Origin of the sequence: Arcobacter sp. 15-2 (genome assembly GCF_047159865.1) — a bacterium.
Taxonomy (GTDB): Bacteria; Campylobacterota; Campylobacteria; order Campylobacterales; family Arcobacteraceae; genus JAIOSF01.
Genome location: NZ_AP038804.1, coordinates 1493827 through 1512755 on the forward strand (window position 1 = coordinate 1493827; position 18929 = coordinate 1512755).

The following is an 18929-nucleotide window of genomic DNA, read 5'->3' on the forward strand; positions in this document are numbered from 1 at the left end:
AATAAACTTAAGATAACTTTTCCCTTTTGATTAATTTATTAATTTATTATTTTAATATGCTATACTAAAATAGTACAAAGAAGGATAATAATATGACAATTAAAAAGAAACTAATAGTTGCCTTTTCAATTATTGCGATTTTGGTTGCAATTCTTGCAGGGTATAGTAATTTTGGTGTATCGAAATCAGCAGATGGCTTTTCAAGTTATAGAGAGATGGCAAAAGATAATGTTTTGGCAAGTTCTGTTCAGTCAAATATGTTGATGGTACGAATGAATGTGAAAGATTATCTTAACACACCAATTCAAAAAGAGATTGATGAATTTGAGAAATATTACAAAATAACTGATAGTTTTATTGATAAGGCATTAGTGGAGATTCAAAAACCAACACGAGCCCCTATGGTAAAAGAGATTTCTGAAAAATTTCATGCATATCATAAACATTTTTATGAAGTGGTTGCTTTTTTTAATGCTAGAAACGATATTGTTAATAATAATTTAAATATAAATGGTAAAAAAATAGAAAAACTTTTATCTTCTGTTATGAAAACTACTCATAAAGACGGTCATGATATTGCATCGTACGATGCTGCACTTGCTGTACGATCTCTTTTACTGGCTCGTCTTTATACTGCTAAATATTTAGCATCAAATAAAGTAGAACATGCGCAAAGAGTAGATAAAGAGTTTTCTGATTTACAATATGAATTAGAACTACTAAAAAAAGAGATTCAAAATTCAACTAGAAGAATGCAGTTAGAAAAATCAGTGAAACTAATTGATTTATATAAAAAGGGTGTTAAAGATATAGTTCAAATTATAAGAAAACGGAATCTTATCATAGATAATAAACTCAATAAAATAGGACCACATATTGCAAAATTATCTGAAGATGTTAAAATTTCAATTAAAAAAGATCAAGATACCATAGGACCAGATGTATCTGCACTTAATGATAGTTTACTTATTGTTACTCCGATTATTGCATTGATTGTGTTTATTTTAGTAATTGTTATGGCTATTTTAATTCCAAGAACTATAGTTTCTCAAATTGAAGAGTTTCAAAAAGGACTATTAAATTTCTTTAGTTTTATAAATAAAGAAACTACAACAGTTTCTCCAATCCAAATTAATTCAAATGATGAGATAGGAACTATGGCACAAGTTGTGAATAGTAATATTGAAAAAATAAGAAAAAACATTTTAAAAGATGAAGAGTTTGTTCAAGATATTACAAGATTTATTCATGAGTTAAAGTCTGGAAATATGGTTGCAAAAATTGAAAAAGATTCAGACACTGAATCTTTGATGGAATTAAAAAAATTACTAGATGAGTTACAAGATTATTTAGAACATACTATTGCAAGAGATTTAAATATTTTGATAGATATTTTAGATAAGTTTAGTCAGTATGATTACACTCCAAGATTTCAAGATGCTTATGGTCAAGTTGCAGTAGCAATAAATACTTTAGGTGATGCAATTACTAAAATGCTTATTGAAAATAAATCAAATGGTTTAACTTTAGATGTAAGTAGTAACACTCTTTTGAAAAATGTTGACATTTTAAACAAAAATTCAAATCAAGCAGCAGCAGCGATAGAGGAAACTTCAGCTGCTTTAGAAGAGATGACAAGTAGTATTTCTCATAATACTGAAAATGTTATACGAATGGCAGGTTTTGCTAACTCTTTAACAAGTTCAGCACAGGAAGGGCAGACTCTTGCAACAGAAACTACAAACTCTATGGATGAAATCAATGAACAAGTAACATCTATAAACGAAGCGATTAAAGTGATTGACCAAATTGCATTTCAAACAAACATTCTTTCACTGAATGCTGCTGTTGAAGCAGCAACTGCAGGTGAAGCTGGAAAAGGTTTTGCTGTTGTTGCGCAAGAGGTAAGAAATCTTGCGGCAAGATCAGCTGAAGCTGCAAATGAGATCAAGTCATTAGTTGAAAATGCAACAGAAAAAGCCAATAATGGTAAAAATATTGCAGATAAAATGATTCATGGATATACAGGACTTAGTTCAAATATCTCGAAAACTTTAGAACTTATTACAGATGTAGAGAGTGCATCAAAAGAGCAACAATCAGCTATTATACAGATTAATGACGCAATTAGCTCATTAGATAAGCAAACTCAAGAAAATGCTTCAATTGCATCACAGACACATACCGTTGCAGTTCAAACAGATAATATAGCAAAATTAGTTGTAGCAGATGCAAATGAGAAAGAATTTAGCGGAAAAGACTCTGTAAAAGCGAAAGAAAATACAGTAAGTTCACCATCTACTAATAAAGTAATAGAAAAATCATCTCAAATAGTAGAGAAAAAAACAATAACATCTACTACAAGCAAAAATATAAAACCAATTGTTTCAAATAGTTCAGATGATGAATGGGCAAGTTTTTAAAAGCTTGTTCATTTTCTATTCGAAAATATAGTCAATAAAAAAGGGAGAGTTATTTTGACTCTCCCTTTTTTTATTGTGTAAAGTTGTTTTGTTTAAAAAAATATCTCGAGGTTAAGATACTTTTTTATTTATTATTAGTAATACTTTGCATAGTGATTGATTCTTTACCAATAAATTGTTTTTGGTTTGCATCATCTAAAACATTTTGTGCGATACTTTGTGTTTGCATAGCAATATCTTGTGTATCACTTGCAACTTGTGCATTCTTTTGTGTTTGAGAATCAAGTTGTCCAACAGCTGTGTTGATTTGTTCAATACCTGTTTGTTGCTCTTTAGAAATGGACTCAACATCAGAAATAAGTTCTATTGTTTTTGTAATATTTACATTTAGTTCTGAGTATCCCTCTATCATATTATCAGCAATTTTTTTACCATTATTGGCTTTTGCTGTTGCATTTTCAACTAATTTTTTAATTTCATTTGCAGCTTCTGCCGATCTTGATGCAAGATTTCGTACCTCCTGAGCAACAACAGCAAATCCTTTTCCAGCTTCACCTGCAGTTGCTGCTTCAACAGCAGCATTCAGTGAAAGAATATTTGTTTGAAATGCAATTTGATCAATTACAGTAATCGCTTCATTTATAGATGTCACTTCTGTATTGATCTCATCCATAGCAAGAGTTGTTTGACTAGCAAGAGCTTCACCTGAACTCACTGATGAAGTTACTGTTTGTGCATAAGTCGCCATCTGGATAATATTTTCAGTATTATTTGAAATACTAGTTGTTGATTGATCAAGTGCTGCTGCTATCTCTTCTAGTGAAGCTGCTGCATCATTTGAAGCTTTACTTAGCGTATCAACATTTGATAATAAAATATTTGAACTGTTTTGTAGTGTTAATCCATTTGCTTTATTTTGAGATAACATAGTGTTGATAGAATCTCTAAGTGTGTTGATATCTTTTACAAGAAGTGCAAATACTCCACTTTCCTCTATTCCATCTATTACTATCTCTTTTCGATAGTCAAAATTTGCATATTCTTCTAAAATAATATTCATATTAGCAAAATGATTTTTAGTTGCTAGTATCATATCATTTACTTCATTTTTAAATTCATTTAATGATTTATTATTTGTATTTTTTTCTATAGTTTGAGAATAAGAACCATGTTTTACTCTTTCTATTACTTTTTTTGCTTCTTCAATTAATAATTGATCTTCTTGTACACCGTTATCAATTTTAGTCATGTAAAGATTAAAGCTATCAACTATATCTCCTAGTTCATCATTGGCTTGTTTTTTTATTGTTGTTTTTGTATGTTCAACATTAGTGATAAGACTTTGTATCCCATCATTTAATACAGTAATAGGTTTTACAATAAGTTTATTGAGAATTAAAGTGATAATAAATGTAATAAGAATAATTATAATAATAGTAATAAGTGAAACTGAAATTATTATTTCATTTACTTTCTCTTGTGCGTTTTGTTCCATAACAATAATTTTATCTTCTACATCATCAACATATGCACCAGTAGCTATGATCCAGTTCCATTCTTTAAATAATTGACCATAAGAAAATTTAGGTTGTAAAGTTTCTTTTCCCGGTTTTTCCCAATTGTATTTTACTAAACCACCACCATTTTTAACTGATATAGCAGATAAGTCCTTAAATAAATAAACACCCGATTTATCTTTGAAGTTTATTAAATCTTTTCCATCCAATGATGGTTTAAAAGGGTGCATAATCATTTTACTAGAACTGTCTTGTATCCAAAAGTAGCCATTTTTTCCATATCTCATTTGTGATATTGTATGTAATGCTTGTTTTTGCATATCTGCTGTGACATCTGCAACATATGCCCCAGTTCCTATAACCCAGTTAAATGGCTTAAATCGTTTTACATACGATATTTTTGGTTGTGGTTTACTAAAACCTGGTTTAGGCCAAACATAGTCAACAAAACCTTCACCTGTATCAGATGTAACCTTTACAAATTCAGTAAATATTTTTTTCCCATTTTTATCTTGAAAATTTGCTAAATCTTTTCCATTCAAAGACGGTTTAATTGGGTGATCAATAACAATTGCTTTTGTATCATTTATCCAAAAGTAACCATTTTTCCCATATCTACTTGAATTAACAATATTTTTTATTCTTTGTTTAATTTCAGAAATTGGTAGTTTCCCATGATTTTGTGCATATTCTTTTTCAATAATTGAAAAAATGAATAGAGTTTGCTCTTTTAAATCTTCAGAAATCTCTTTTTTTATTTTTGAAGGTTCAGTTCTTTTGTAGTAAGTTTCTGTTGTTTTTAATGCCATTGAAACATAGTTTTTAAGCTCTTCTTCTTTGTTCTTATAAGACTCATCTCTATACTGTTTAATATTGGATTCGCTTATAGATTGAATGTTATAGATAGCTTCAAAACCTATAATTAGTGAAATTACTAATATTGTAGAGATAACAAGTATTAATAACTTTAGTTTAATAGTAATATCTTTCATAAATATCCTTTTTGGGGTTAATGAATTATTATATTATTATTTAAATGTATATTAGTTTAAAGGTTAGAAAGAATCTAAGTGTAAGACCCATATGATACTTTATTATTACACATCGACTACACAAAAAAAATATAAAATAAATTAAAATTAAAAAGGATATAAATGAAAAAAATAATTTTTATGTTGATGTTTTTTGTAGGAATCGTTTTAAATGCTAATGTGATTGAACAAAATGGAGAAAAGAATGGTTATGATTTAAAACTATATACAAAAACTACTCCTATTAGTGGAAATAATGATTTTTATGTGACACTTGAAAAAAGTGGCAAAGTAATTAGTAATGCAAAAATGAAAATCAAAGTTTTTATGCCAGAGATGCCAGGAATGCCTTATATGGAATATAAAGCAAAAGCTAAACTAGTGGATGGTGAATATAAAATGATGATTAATTTTAGTATGAGCGGAACATGGCAGTATCATTTAAAATTTAAAACAATCGATAACAAAGTACATACTGTAAGAGGTAGTGTTAATATATAAAGGAAACAAATGTTAAAAAAGACTCTATTTTTAGTGATTGTTAGTGTTCAAATTTTATATTCTCAAAGTATAGAGTCAATTTTAAAATTAATAGATACAAATAACTATATACTCAAAGCAAAAGAGATACAAATAACATCCAGTTTAGTTGATGCAGATTTATCAAGTACTTGGAGCAATCCAGTACTTGGTATAGGAGTATCGGATATAAATTTAGATGAACCGACTTCTCGAGATATAGAAGCGATGCAAACACAATATATAACATATTCACAAGTTATCCCTACAAATGGAAAACTCAAACTTTCGAATGAAATCAAACAATATGATACAAAGATAAATCAATTAGAATATCTTAATTATAAACAAAAATTACAATCTGAAGCTTTATTGTATAGTTATAATATTTTTTATAATAATGAAAAGTTAACTATTTTAAAGAGATATTTAAAAAATTTACAGCATCAAAAAAAACTCATGAATTTGCTTTATGAAAATGGTAAATTAGATCAAAGTATTTTAGTAACTCAAGATATTAAAATATATAAGTTAAACCTAAAAAAACAAAAATTTATCTATACAATTTCCAAGATGAAAAAAAGTTTAGAAGATATAGTGTATACAAAAATAGATACTATTACCTTTAATGATTTTTTTGGAAAATTTAGTATAAATATGAAAAGTGTTTTAGAAAATCATCCTCTAGTTTTGATGGAAAAAGAAAAAATAAAACAACAAACACAAAAAATAGCACTAGAAAATAGTAAAAAGATATCTGATGTGAAGTTAACTGTTGGTTATTATCAAAGAGAAAAGTTTGATGATTATATTTCTTTTAATATTGCAATTCCTTTAAGTGTTCAAGGGCGTGAAAAATTACAAGTAAAAAAAAGTAAGATAGAAAAAAATATTATCCAAGATAAACTTCGAGCTTTACAACAACAGATAAAAAGTACAATTGAAGATTTAGAAGAGAATATTAAACTGAATAAACAAAACTTTACACTGATTGATGAAAAGATGATTCCTTTAAATGATGGTTTGGAACAAACACACAAACTGCATTTAGGTGCCAATACAATGCAAAGTATAAAGATATATGAGAGTATGAATAGTAAACTAGAACTGTTGCTGTTGAGTCAAGAAGAAAAAATAAACTATTATAGTGCACTTTCTAAGTTGTATTATTTTAAAGGTCAGATATGAAAACAATAAAATTTTTATTGTTATTAGGATTATTGTTTAATACTCTTAATGCAAAAACTATAGATGCAAGTCAACTTTTTAATAAAAAATTAGTAAAAGTTCAAAAGAAAGAGATACATCTCACAAAAAGTTTTTATGGTGATATTATAGTACCAGAAGATTCAATCAAAGATGTAAATATACGATTTAATGGATATGTGGGTAGTTTGAATGTAAATAAAACATATCTTTATGTTCAAAAAGGGGAGAAGCTTTTTGATATATATTCAGATGAGATAAATTTAGCAATGAATGAATTTTTATTTCGAGATAAAAATTTACGAAAAAACTATATTGCCAAGTTTAAAAGTTTTGGTATAGATCAAAAAGTGATAAATAGATTACAAAAAAATAAAAAAGTAAAAGAGTATATTGATATTTACTCACCGTATTCTGGCTTTGTTATTGCAAAAACAATCAATGATGGAAGTTTTGTTCAAAAAGGGAAAACTCTATTTCAAATAGCAAGCTTTAAAAAATTATGGGTGATTGCAAAAGTTTATCAAAAGGATATTGCTAGTATCAACAAAGATATGAAAGCTAAAGTCTTTATAGATGGATTTGGTACAGTAAATACAAAAGTAGATTTTATTTACCCTACTGTTGATGTAAAAGATAAAACAGTAAAAGTACGCTTAGAAATAGAGAATAAAGATTTAAAGATATATCCAAATATGTTTGCTAAGGTGACTATAAATACAGTGACTAAGAGGATGTTAGTTTTACCAAAAACAGCTGTTTTAACAAAAGCAAATAAACATTTTGTTTTTATTGCAAATGGTAAAGAGTTTGAACCACAAGAGATAACTGCAAATAGAATAAACTTTGAACAGTTTGAAGTTATTGGATTAAATGAGAATGATGTTGTTATAGATAAAGCTGCATTTTTACTTGATAGTGATGCGATCACGAATGGTTTATATGACTCTTCAGATGATGATGACGATTGGTAGGGCCTAAATAATGGTTGAAAAAATAATTGATTATAGTGTTAAAAATTTATTTTTAGTACTTATCTCTATCCTTCTTTTAGTGGGAGGGTCTTTTTACGCAATTAAAAATACCTCATTAGATGCCCTGCCAGATCTTTCTCCCCCTCAAGTAATTGTACAAGTAAAGTGGGATGGACAAGCTCCAAAACTTATAGAAGAGCAGGTGAGTTATCCTTTAACTTCAGCACTTTTATCTTTACCAAATATTAGTACAGTACGAGCTATGAGTAGTTTTTCAAATAGTTTAATATATGTTATATTTAAAGATGGAACAGATTTATACAAATCTCGTGATAGAATTTTAGAAAAATTATCAGAACTCAATCCAACTTTCCCTAAAGGTGCTAGTGTAACAATTGGACCAGATGCTACTGGGGTAGGTTGGGCGTATGAATATGCGCTTACTTCTAAATCAAAAAGTTTAGATGAGTTACGAACCCTACAAGATTATTATTTTAAATATGCACTTTTAGGTGTAGATGGTGTAAGTGAAGTCGCTTCCATTGGTGGGTTTGTAAAAACATATGAGATAACTTTAAATCAAGATAAACTAGTCCAATATAATTTATCAGTTGATGATATAAGAAAGAAAATAAGTTTATTTAATGCTGACAAAGGTGGACGACTTATTTTAGAAAATGGGTTTGAACATCTTATAACAGTCCAAGGTTATTTAAAAAATATCAAAGATATTGAAAATATTATTGTAAAAACAAATGGAACAATTCCCTTAAAAATAAGTGATGTTGCTGAAGTAAACTTAACGAGTAAAAATAGACGAGGAATGGCTGATTTAAATGGTGAGGGGGAAACTGTTGGTGGTATAGTCATTGTTCGTTTTAAAGAGAACCCTTATAAAGTTATCCAATCAGTAAAAGAAAAACTAAAAACATTAAAAATTGATGGAGTAGATATCGTTGAAACATATGATAGAACATCTCTTATAGATAAAGCTATAGATACTTTAAAAACTACACTTATTGAAGAGTCTTTGATCGTATTAATAGTAACCGCATTATTTTTATTTCATTTAAGAAGTTCATTGATTATAATTATCTCATTACCTATTACTGTACTTATTACTTTTTTACTGATGAATATGTTTGATATTGGTTCAAATATTATGTCATTAGGGGGTATAGCTATTGCAATTGGAGCCATGGTGGATGCTAGTATTGTTATGGTTGAGAATGCTCATAAACATTTGCATAAATTAGAATTAGAAGGTATTAAAGTAACAGAAAAACTGCGTGTTGCAACGATTATTAAATCAGCAAAACAAGTGGGTCCACCTATATTTTTTGCACTTTTATTGGTAGTGGCTTCTTTTATGCCTATTTTTGCGTTAGAGGGTCAAGAAGGAGCATTATTTACTCCACTTGCTTTTACAAAAACATTTGCAATGCTCGTAGGTGCTATCTTATCAATTACACTTATTCCAATACTGATGATTTTTTTCATTAAAGGGAAAATAATTCCAGAAGAGAAAAACCCAGTAAATCGTTTTTTTCAATTTATATATATGCCAATTATAAAACTCTCTTTAAAAGGGAGATATATTATAGTGATACTTTCTATAGTATTTTTAGGATTTTCTTATAAATTATACGATAAACAAAACTGGGAGTTTATGCCCATGATGAATGAGCAAACATTTATGTATATGCCAGTTACTCCTTATGGTTTAGGTATAGATAAATCTAAAGAACTCACACAAAAAACAGATGCTATTATAAAAAGTTTTCCAGAAGTTGATACTGTATTTGGAAAAGCAGGACGAGCTGACACTGCAACCGATCCAGCACCATTAGCTATGATTGAAACAATTATTAATTTCAAACCAGAAGACCAATGGCGTGAAGGGATGACATACAAAAAACTGATGGAGGAGATGGATAAAGCTTTACAAGTAGAAGGGTTAATAAACTCCTGGACATATCCTATAAGAGGAAGAATAGATATGCTTCTTACAGGTATACGAACTCCATTAGGAATAAAACTATATGGAAATAATAATGAACAATTATCAATAGAGTCTTTAAAAATAGAAAAGATACTTCAAAAGTTTGATAAAACTCTGTCGGTTTCGTCTGATAAAACGAGTAATGGATACTATTTAAATATTAAACTTAATGATGAGAATTTAAGTAGATATGGACTTACAAAACAAGATATTTTAAATACTATTTCATATGGAGTAGGTGGAGCCAAAATATCAACTATGTACGAAGGATTAGAACGATATCCAATAACTGTACGATATAGCACAGATAAAAGAGGGGATATTAATGACTTAAAACAGTTATTGATTAAAACAAAACTAGGATATTTTCCACTAGAAATTTTTGCAACTTTACAATATGAACTTGGAGCATCTGTAATAAAATCAGAAAAAGCGATGAATGTGAACTTTACATATATCACTCCAAAAAATGGAATCTCTCCAAAAGAGTATAAAGATGAAGCAAATAAATTATTAGAAAATTTAGAGCTTCCTGCTGGATACTATTTTGAGTGGGCAGGGCAAAGTGAATATTTAGAAAGTGCGATGAAAACATTAGTGTACATAATTCCTTTTACTTTAGTAATTGTATTTATTTTGATATATTTTGCATTAAAAAATATGTTATACACTTCAATTATATTTCTTACATTACCGTTAGCATTAGCAGGAGGAGTATGGGGTGTTTATTTTGCACATATAAATATAAGTGTGGCTGTAATTGTCGGATTTATAGCCTTACTTGGAATTGCAGCAGAAACTTCAATTGTTATGATGGTATATTTAGATGAAGCATTTGTCGAGTTACAGAAAAAGACAATTGTTTTTACAAAAGAGAACATAAGACAAACTGTTATAAATGGAGCTGCATTAAGACTTCGTCCAAAGCTGATGACAGTATTTGCAATACTTGGAGGACTTATTCCTATTTTATATATAGATGGAGTTGGAAGTGAAGTGATGAAAGCAATTGCAACACCAATGATAGGTGGAATGGTAACATCTGCTTTGTTAACACTTTTTGTGATACCTGTACTTTTTTATATGATAAAATTGCGTAACTTAAAATAAGTATAGCTTATTACACAAAGTTTACACAAAAATATAATATAATGAGGAAAAGGAGTTTAATTATGCATTTTCATTCATTTTATATGATGTTTACATTAATTACAGAGTATTTTCAATCTATAGTTTTATTAATAGCAAGACTTATGATAGCGTATGGTTTTTATGAACCAGCAATGTCAAAGTGGAACGATATAGATTCAGTTGCACAATGGTTTGGGTCGATGGGAATCCCCTTTCCAACGATAAATGCCTATATGGCTGCAGGAACAGAGATACTTGGTGTTGGGCTGTTAGTTTTAGGACTATTTACACGATTGATTTCATTGCCATTAATTATTATTATGATAGTTGCAATTTTTACGGTTCATATTGGTAATGGATTTAGTGCAGGTTCAAACGGATTTGAGATACCGTTATATTACATGGTGTTTTTAATGATATTTGTAACACAAGGTGCTGGTAAATTTAGTTTAGATAATATATTTTTTAATAACGAAGACTAAATTATTTCATAAATAAAAAGAGGAGGGTCTCTCCTCTTTTTTCTTTTCTAAGAATTCTTATTGAATTTCTGATTCATTTTTTTATTTTTTATAAACTTCTCTTTGATTCTCATAACAAGATAGAAAAATAACGGGATAAAGATAACTCCTATAACCATAGCAGCAACCATACCACCAACAACAGTTGTACCAATAATATGACGACTTGCACTACCAGCTCCACTACTTAAAGCAAGAGGTAAAGTACCAGCAATAAAAGCCAATGAAGTCATAACAATTGGACGAAATCGTAATCGTGCTGCTTCAATAGTAGCATCGAGTAGATCCATACCAGCGTGCATTTTTTCCATCGCAAACTCTACAATTAAAATAGCATTTTTCGCACTCAATCCAACCAGTGTAATAAGCCCAACTTGGAAATATATATCTGATTCTAATCCTCTTAAATAAACAGCTAATGCTGCCCCAAATAGTGCAATAGGAATAGAGATAATAACTGACATCGGAATACTCCAGCTTTCATATAAAGCTGCCAAAATCAAAAATACAAAAATAGCAGCATAAAGAGTTGTATAATCAGGTTCATTCTCTAGCTTCTTTTCCTGATAAGTTGTACCAGCCCAAGCTATAGTATATCCCTCAGGTAAAATACTTGTCGCAATCTCTTCGATGGCTCTTGTTGCGTCACTTGAAGCAAATCCCATACTTGGACTTCCTGTAACTTTTGCTGCGTTAAACATATTAAATCTTTGGATAACACTTGCATCAACTTTTCTTTCAATATTAATAAGTTCACTAATTGGTATAAGGTTACCCTCTTGTGAAGATTTTACAAAAGTACTTTTAAACTGTTCTCTTGTTGCTCTATATTCTGATTTAGATTGGATATTTACATGAAAAGTTCTTCCGTATAAATTGAAATCATTAATATACCCTTGACCATAAGTTTGTTGAATAATTTTAAAAATACTACTTACAGGGACATCCATAGCTTTTGCTTTGTCTCTATTTATTGTCAATAAATACTGTGGAATATTTGTATTTAATGTTGTTCTAGGTCCTGTAAGGCGTGGATCTTCAGCTGCTTTTGCAACAATTTGTTGAACATAAGTATTTAACACAGAAAGTTCTCCACCTGTTCTATCTTGTATCCACATCTCAAAACCACCTGTTGTACTCATCCCTCTAATTGGAGGAGGATTTACAGCCAATACAAATGCTTCTTTACTTGTTTGAGCAAATTGTCCCATAAATTGACCGGCAATTGCTTGTGAACTTTGACTTTTCAATGGTCGTTCATCCCATGGTTTTAACAATGCAAACATAAGTGTAGCATCAGTTTTATAAGCAAAAGTTGTAATATCAAGCCCTGTAATATTTGCAGTTGCTTTTACATCAGGGTGTGCTAAGATTTGTTTCTCAATTTCACTTGAGATTTTTGAAGATTCACCAAGTGATGTTGATGGCATCATAAATGCAAAAACCATTAACGAACCTTTATCCTCATTTGGAACAAGACCATTTGGAGTTGCTTGCATAAGTGCAAATGTAGAATAAATCAAAATAGCAAATAAACCTAATGATAAAAACCATAATCGTATTGTTCGTTTTGTAACTCCTACAAAAACAGTCGTTAACCAGTCAAAAAAGTCATTAAATTTTTTAATAGGATAGTATGGTTCAGGCTCATGTTCTTTTAAGAAAACAGCACAAAGTGCAGGTGTAAGTGTAAGTGCAACGAAACCAGAAATAACAACAGCCATAACAATTGTAATAGCAAATTGTTTATACATAACTCCTGTAAATCCACCACTTAAAGCAGCAGGGATAAATACAGCAGATAAAACAAGAATAATAGCAATAAGAGGAGTTGTAAGTTCTTTCATAGCTTCTATTGTTGCTTCTTTTACTTTTAAACCTTTTGTTCGTAAGTTTCTTTCAACATTTTCAATAACAATAATAGCATCATCAACAACTAATCCAATAGCCAAAATCATACCAAACAATGTAAGTAAATTGATAGAAAAACCAGCTGCATAAAGTCCTGCAAATGTTCCAATAACAGAAACAGGTATCGCTAAAACAGGAATAATAGTAGCTCTAAAATTTCCTAAAAATAAATAGATCAATATAATAACAAATATAATTGCTTCTATTAATGTTTTAACAACCTCTTTAATAGATTGATCAACAAAAAGCGTAGCATCATAAGGCACATTGTATTCTAAACTATCTGGAAATTTTTTTGATAATTTTACCATAAGTGAATCTAATTCAGAAGATACTTCAAGTGCATTTGCCCCAGGAGATAAGAAAATACCAACAGGAATCATAGGATTTGTTGAAAATTTTGCAGAAGTATAAATATTATCAGTTCCAAGTTTAATCTCGGCTACATCGCTTAGTCGTAAAGTTGAACCATCTTTATTTGAACGGATGATGATATTGTTAAATGCTTCTACATTTTTCAAACGACCTTCTGTTGTGATTGTATATGTAAAAGGTGTGATTTGATTTATTGGTTCACTTCCAACTCTTCCTGTTGAATACTGATTATTTTGACTACTAATAGCAGAATCTATATCATTTGAAGTAAGACCATAAAATGATAATTTAGCAGGATCTACCCAAATTCGTATAGCATAATCTTTTGCACCAAATACAGTAGCCTCACCGATACCTTTAATTCTTTTTATATCATCTAGAACATTAACTGTAATATAATTTGATATAAATGTTGTATCGTATTTTTGGTCTTTTGAAGTAAAAGCGAGTACCTTTAACATATCTGGTGATCGTTCTTTTACACTGATACCTTGTCTTTGAACCTCACTTGGAAGTGAAGATAAAGCTAGTTGTACACGGTTATTTACATCTACTTTTGCTTGAGAAACATCAGTACCAACTTCAAAAACAACACTTAAACTTAGAGTTCCACTTGGACTAGCTGTTGATGTTATATACATCATATTATCTACACCATTAATCGCATTTTCTAATACAGTAGCAACTGTACTTGAAAGTGTTTTTGCATCAGCCCCAGGATAAGTAGCAGATACATTTATTTGTGGTGGAGTTACTCCAGGATACTCTTTAATAGGCAGTAGCTTAATTGAGATAAGCCCTGCAAGAATGATTAAAATAGACAATACAGTAGCAAATATTGGTCTATTTATAAAAAATTTTGAAAACATCTATTTCCTTTTATTGGTTGATTATTTTGTCTACTGTTAATGGTTGACCAGGTTTTACTTTAAAGAAATTGTTTACAATAACTCTATCACCACTTTGCAATGGTCCACCTGCAACAACATAATTATTTCCAGTTTCTTTCCCAATTTGAACAGGTTTAACTGACGCTACACCATTATTTTCAACAAATACAATAGTTCCCATAGGATTTTGTAAAAGTGCTTTTTGAGGAATAGTTATAACATTTTTTTGAACTATACCATTGAGTGTTACTCGTATAAAATTTCCAGGTACCAAAGTATTATTTGGGTTATCTATGATCGCTCGCATTTTAACAGTTGAAGTTTTTTGATCAATCACTGCATCAATAAAATCAACTACACCACTTTCTTGTGTAGTTTTTCCATTGAGTGTTACTTTTACCTCTATTTTATTATCAGAAGGGAGTGACCACAAACTACTTTGAATATTTTTATAATCACTTAAAGGCATAGAAAAATCAAGAAACACTTGATTGTTTTGGGTGATTTTTACCAAAGCTGAACTTCCATCACTTTGCACTAAATTACCAATATCAATTTTTTTCACACCAGCAATTCCTGAAATGGGTGCTTTTACATTTGTATAGTTCAAGTCAATTTGAGCTTGTTTTAAAACTGCTTTTGACATAGAAAGTGAAGCTAAAGCATTTTCATAAGTAGAAAGAGCAGTGTCACGACTTTCTACACTTACAGCTTTACTTTTAAAAAGTTTTTTAATTCTTGACCAATTTCTTTGGGCATTATTTAAAGTAGCTTGTGCCATCTCTACAGATGCAATAGCAGCATCTACTTTTGCTTGATAGATATCATCCTCTATTTTAAATAAAAGGTCCCCTTTTGTTACTTGAGTTCCTTCTATAAAAAGTTTTTTCTGAAGAACTCCTTGAACTCTAGCATATACCTCTACATCTTGAAATGATTTTATTTGTGCTGGATATTTTAGGTTTATTGCTAAACTACTAGCTTTTGGTACGATGTATATATCTGCTTTTGGAGCTTTTTTTGCAGGTTGTGCATCAGCTCCTAGTAAAAATGTTGGTACGGCTAATGCTGTAACAACTAATAGTGATACTTTTTTTGTTAATTGTTTCATTTAATAAATTCCTGTATATTTTTATTTGTATAGTAGTAGTATGAACAATAGGCTATTTGAAGATTATTAAGAGCTGTTTTGTATTGTGCTTTTGCATCTGTTTTTACAGTTAAGGCATCTAAATATGCTATATTATCAATTGTTCCTACTCTGTATTTTTCAGTGATTGTTTCATAGGCACTATTTGCAGAATCAAGTGAACTTTTTGCACTTGTAATTTGAGCTTTGATGGTCTCTATCTTTGAAAGAGCTAAATGTACATTAATATCTTGAATCTGTTCTTGTTGAGCAATCTCTTTTTCAAGTGCTTGCTTTTGTACAAGTAATGCTTCTTTTTGCTTTTGTGTTGTTCCATTGTCAAAAAGTCTTAAGTTGAGTGTTACCATAAGTTTATTTTGGTCATCTAACCCCTCAGTATGGTCTATGTCTGTTCTCCCATAATCATAAAAACTATAAGTGTTTTCTACTTTTAATTTTGGCATATAAGTTGAGTTAAGGCTATTTGCTGAATACATTAATGAATCTGCATTTTGTTTGAGTGCTTTGATTGAATCATCAATCTCTTTTGTAATATTATTTGGAATAGTAATCTCTGATTCTTCAAATGTATCTACTTTTTTCCCAATTTTTATACTAAAGAGTTTTTTTAAAGAAAGAATTTGATACTTTGTAGTGTCTATCTCATATATATTATTACTATATGCAGCTTGTAATTTATCTACATCATCTTTTGTAGTTGTTCCAACTTCATAAAACTTTTTAACTCTTTCTAGTTCAGCTAAAAGTTGTATTTGTTTCTCTTTAAGAGCTTCTAGTGATGCTTCAATACTTTTTATAGTATAAAAATCTTCTACTATTGAAAGTTGTAAACTTTTTTTATATGAACTTAAATCAAAAGATGAAGCTTGTAATAACGCTTTATTTTGTTTCACAAGATTTGATCTGTATCCACCATCATATATATCTAGTCCAACAGTTGCATAGCCTGTATAAACTTCGCCAGCTGCGCCAGGTGTTCTTTGGTTCAGATTTTGATATGCACCCCCAATATCTAGTGTTGGATAATAGCCACTTTTGGCAGAATCTAGCTCTAGATTTTTTGATTTTTGTGTTAATGTTTTTGAAACTACGATATTATTATTTGTAGTTGCAAACTCTAATAATGATTTTAAATTATCCGCATATAAAAATGCAGGTACTAATAAAAACAATACTCTTTTTTTCATTTTTTTCCTTTCATTGAATCGAATATAAAATCGATATAAGTGTTTAAATCTTCTTGTAAATTGATAATACCACTTGTGGATATACTTGATATAAATGTTCCTTTTGACAAAACAAAAAATATACCAGAATAGGTAATGGCATCTTGAGATAACTCTTTGTTATTGATCCCCTCTTGTAAAATACTTTTTATCCAAGTATCATAATAGGTATATACTTTTGTTTGATAAACCAAAATCTTTTCATTTGGGTTTGTTAAACAAATTGCATTGAAGTCCTTAAACAATTCTCGTAATTCTGCACTTGAATCTGCATAGAAGAACTCAAAAAATATTTTTATTTTTTCACGAGCAGATTTTACTGAGGCTAATCTTTGTTTTTTTGTTAAATCAGCTTCTTGTAATAAAATATCGACTAACTCAAAAACTATATCTTCTTTATTGTCAAAATAATCATAAATACTTCCTTTACCTATACCTGCTGTTTGTGCTATTTTTGATATAGTTAAGTTTTTTATAGAATTTTGAACAAATAAATCTTTACAAGATAAAGCAATTGTTTTTCTTTTTTCTATTTTATCTACAGTTCTTGCCAAAATACCTCCTTTTTCTCATGACCGACCATCAGTCATTTTTTGGATGATAGTATTTATTCTCTAATATAAGGCTTAATTATTGGTTTTAGTTAAGAAGAGTAAATTTAATTCATAAAAAGAAAATATAGTTTTTTCTTTATTTAAATACTTATAATGTTATAATAAATTCTAAAAATGATGAAAGAAACTCTACAATGTACAAACTATTCAAACTCTTAAATTTAATGATAATTATAACAATTTTTTCAGGATGTGTGAAAGAAAATACTTACAAACACCCTATAAAAGATTTAGAAGATATAAAACAAAAACCTACACTTTATACAAAGAATTTCAAAAAAATTTCTTATAAGTCAAAGAATGAATTTATAAAAGAGTATAAAAAATATTACTTTTATCCTTGGCACATAAATCGATTTTCAGTTAGTTACAAAAATGCAACTTGGGGAAATATGTATTCAAAAATGGATGTCTATTCAGAAAACTTGACCCCTATCTCAAAAAATTGGTTCAAATCTATTATCGATGAATCAAATTTTAAAAAGTTTAACACTCTAAGAAAAAAAGCAATTACTATAAATAGTTCTCATATAAGAGTTTTTCCAACAGTGAGTAAAATTTTTTATGACCCAAAAAAAGCAGGAGAGGGTTTCCCTTTTGATTATAATGAAAATTCTAGTATCAAAATAAACACACCACTTTTTGTATCACATCTATCAAAAAATAAACTATGGGCATATATCGAATCAAGTGTCGCTATTGGATGGATAAAAGTAAGTGATATAGCGTATGTAAACAAGAAGTTTAGAAAAACTTTTGAAAATAACAACTATTATATAAGTATAAAAGATGATACAAATATTTATAAAAATGGTTATCTACTTAAAAGTGTTAGCTTAGGCACACTTTTCCCTAAAGCAAAAAAAGGTTTTATAATAGCTTCAAAAGATTATAAAAACAATGCTTTTATCCGAGTAATAGATAGAAATAGAAACTTAAAGAAACTTGGATTGGATTTTAATTTAGAAAATATTACAAAAATTAGCAATGAACTTATAGGTGAACGCTATGGATGGGGAGGATTGCTTGAAAATAGAGACTGTTCTTTGATGACAAAAGATTTTTATGCCCCTTTTGGAATATTTTTAAATAGAAACTCTGGTATGCAAAAAAATAATGGACACTCAATTGATATAAGTAAGATGGATGATATACAGAAAAAAGAGTTTATTTTGAACAATGCTGTACCTTTTCAAACTCTTATTTATCTACCAGGACATATTATGATTTATGTAGGGGTAAAAGAGAATGAACCACTAGTGTTTCACAATGTTTGGGGTGTTAAAACGATAGATAAAAATGGGAAAGAGGGGAGAAGTGTTATAGGAAAAGCTGTGGTAACGACCCTTTCATTTGGAAAAGAGTTGGAAAACTATTCACAAGAGTATTCATTGTTAAGCCGTATTGAGGCAATCACAATGATTACATCTATATGAGTT

12 protein-coding genes are annotated in these 18929 nt (G+C 29.3%); 7 read left to right on the plus strand and 5 right to left on the minus strand.

Annotated features, from left to right (window positions below; genetic code table 11):
* Window positions 1–92: 92 nt before the first annotated feature.
* A complete protein-coding gene (locus tag ACMCMH_RS07965; protein ID WP_412724351.1) occupies window positions 93–2423 on the plus strand; it encodes a methyl-accepting chemotaxis protein in 2331 nt (776 codons plus the stop codon).
* Between the two features lie 124 nt (window positions 2424–2547).
* On the opposite strand, the gene ACMCMH_RS07970 is transcribed toward ACMCMH_RS07965, so the two are convergent.
* Entirely contained in the window at window positions 2548–4932 is a 2385-nt protein-coding gene (locus tag ACMCMH_RS07970) for a methyl-accepting chemotaxis protein (RefSeq protein WP_412724353.1), read from the minus strand.
* A gap of 162 nt (window positions 4933–5094) precedes the next feature.
* On the opposite strand from ACMCMH_RS07970, the gene ACMCMH_RS07975 reads away from it, so the two are divergent.
* From ACMCMH_RS07975 to ACMCMH_RS07995, 5 genes are all read left to right on the plus strand, one after another.
* On the plus strand, window positions 5095–5472 hold the full coding sequence (locus tag ACMCMH_RS07975; RefSeq protein ID WP_412724355.1) for a FixH family protein: 378 nt from the start codon (window positions 5095–5097) through the stop codon (window positions 5470–5472).
* Window positions 5473–5481: 9 nt separating this feature from the next.
* On the plus strand, window positions 5482–6678 hold the full coding sequence (locus ACMCMH_RS07980) for a TolC family protein (protein ID WP_412724357.1): 1197 nt from the start codon (window positions 5482–5484) through the stop codon (window positions 6676–6678).
* Window positions 6675–7670 (plus strand): efflux RND transporter periplasmic adaptor subunit, encoded by a 996-nt coding sequence (locus ACMCMH_RS07985; RefSeq protein WP_412724359.1) that lies wholly within the window; start codon window positions 6675–6677, stop codon window positions 7668–7670. Before ACMCMH_RS07980 ends, ACMCMH_RS07985 begins: the two co-directional genes overlap by 4 nt.
* Before the next feature lie 10 nt (window positions 7671–7680).
* The gene (locus ACMCMH_RS07990) at window positions 7681–10782 is read left to right on the plus strand and encodes an efflux RND transporter permease subunit (RefSeq protein WP_412724361.1); all 3102 of its coding nucleotides are present in this window, start codon (window positions 7681–7683) and stop codon (window positions 10780–10782) included.
* A 62-nt stretch (window positions 10783–10844) separates the two neighbouring features.
* A complete protein-coding gene (locus ACMCMH_RS07995) occupies window positions 10845–11285 on the plus strand; it encodes a DoxX family protein (protein WP_412724363.1) in 441 nt (146 codons plus the stop codon).
* A gap of 47 nt (window positions 11286–11332) precedes the next feature.
* Here ACMCMH_RS07995 and ACMCMH_RS08000 read toward each other — a convergent pair whose 3' ends face one another.
* From ACMCMH_RS08000 to ACMCMH_RS08015, 4 genes are read right to left on the minus strand one after another with little or no spacing between them, the layout of a single operon-like run.
* Window positions 11333–14479: an efflux RND transporter permease subunit gene (locus ACMCMH_RS08000; protein WP_412724365.1), complete on the minus strand. Its 3147-nt coding sequence runs from the start codon at window positions 14477–14479 to the stop codon at window positions 11333–11335.
* 10 nt (window positions 14480–14489) lie between these two features.
* Complete coding sequence (locus ACMCMH_RS08005; protein ID WP_412724367.1) at window positions 14490–15611, minus strand: efflux RND transporter periplasmic adaptor subunit; 1122 nt, start codon at window positions 15609–15611, stop codon at window positions 14490–14492.
* Complete coding sequence (locus ACMCMH_RS08010) at window positions 15608–16837, minus strand: TolC family protein (protein ID WP_412724369.1); 1230 nt, start codon at window positions 16835–16837, stop codon at window positions 15608–15610. The genes ACMCMH_RS08005 and ACMCMH_RS08010 overlap by 4 nt, the downstream gene beginning before the upstream one ends.
* Complete coding sequence (locus ACMCMH_RS08015; RefSeq protein ID WP_412724371.1) at window positions 16834–17430, minus strand: TetR/AcrR family transcriptional regulator; 597 nt, start codon at window positions 17428–17430, stop codon at window positions 16834–16836. The genes ACMCMH_RS08010 and ACMCMH_RS08015 overlap by 4 nt, the downstream gene beginning before the upstream one ends.
* A 194-nt stretch (window positions 17431–17624) precedes the next feature.
* On the opposite strand from ACMCMH_RS08015, the gene ACMCMH_RS08020 reads away from it, so the two are divergent.
* Window positions 17625–18926, plus strand: coding sequence for an SH3 domain-containing protein (locus tag ACMCMH_RS08020; protein ID WP_412724373.1), 1302 nt, complete (start codon window positions 17625–17627; stop codon window positions 18924–18926).
* The last annotated feature ends 3 nt before the right edge of the window (window positions 18927–18929 follow it).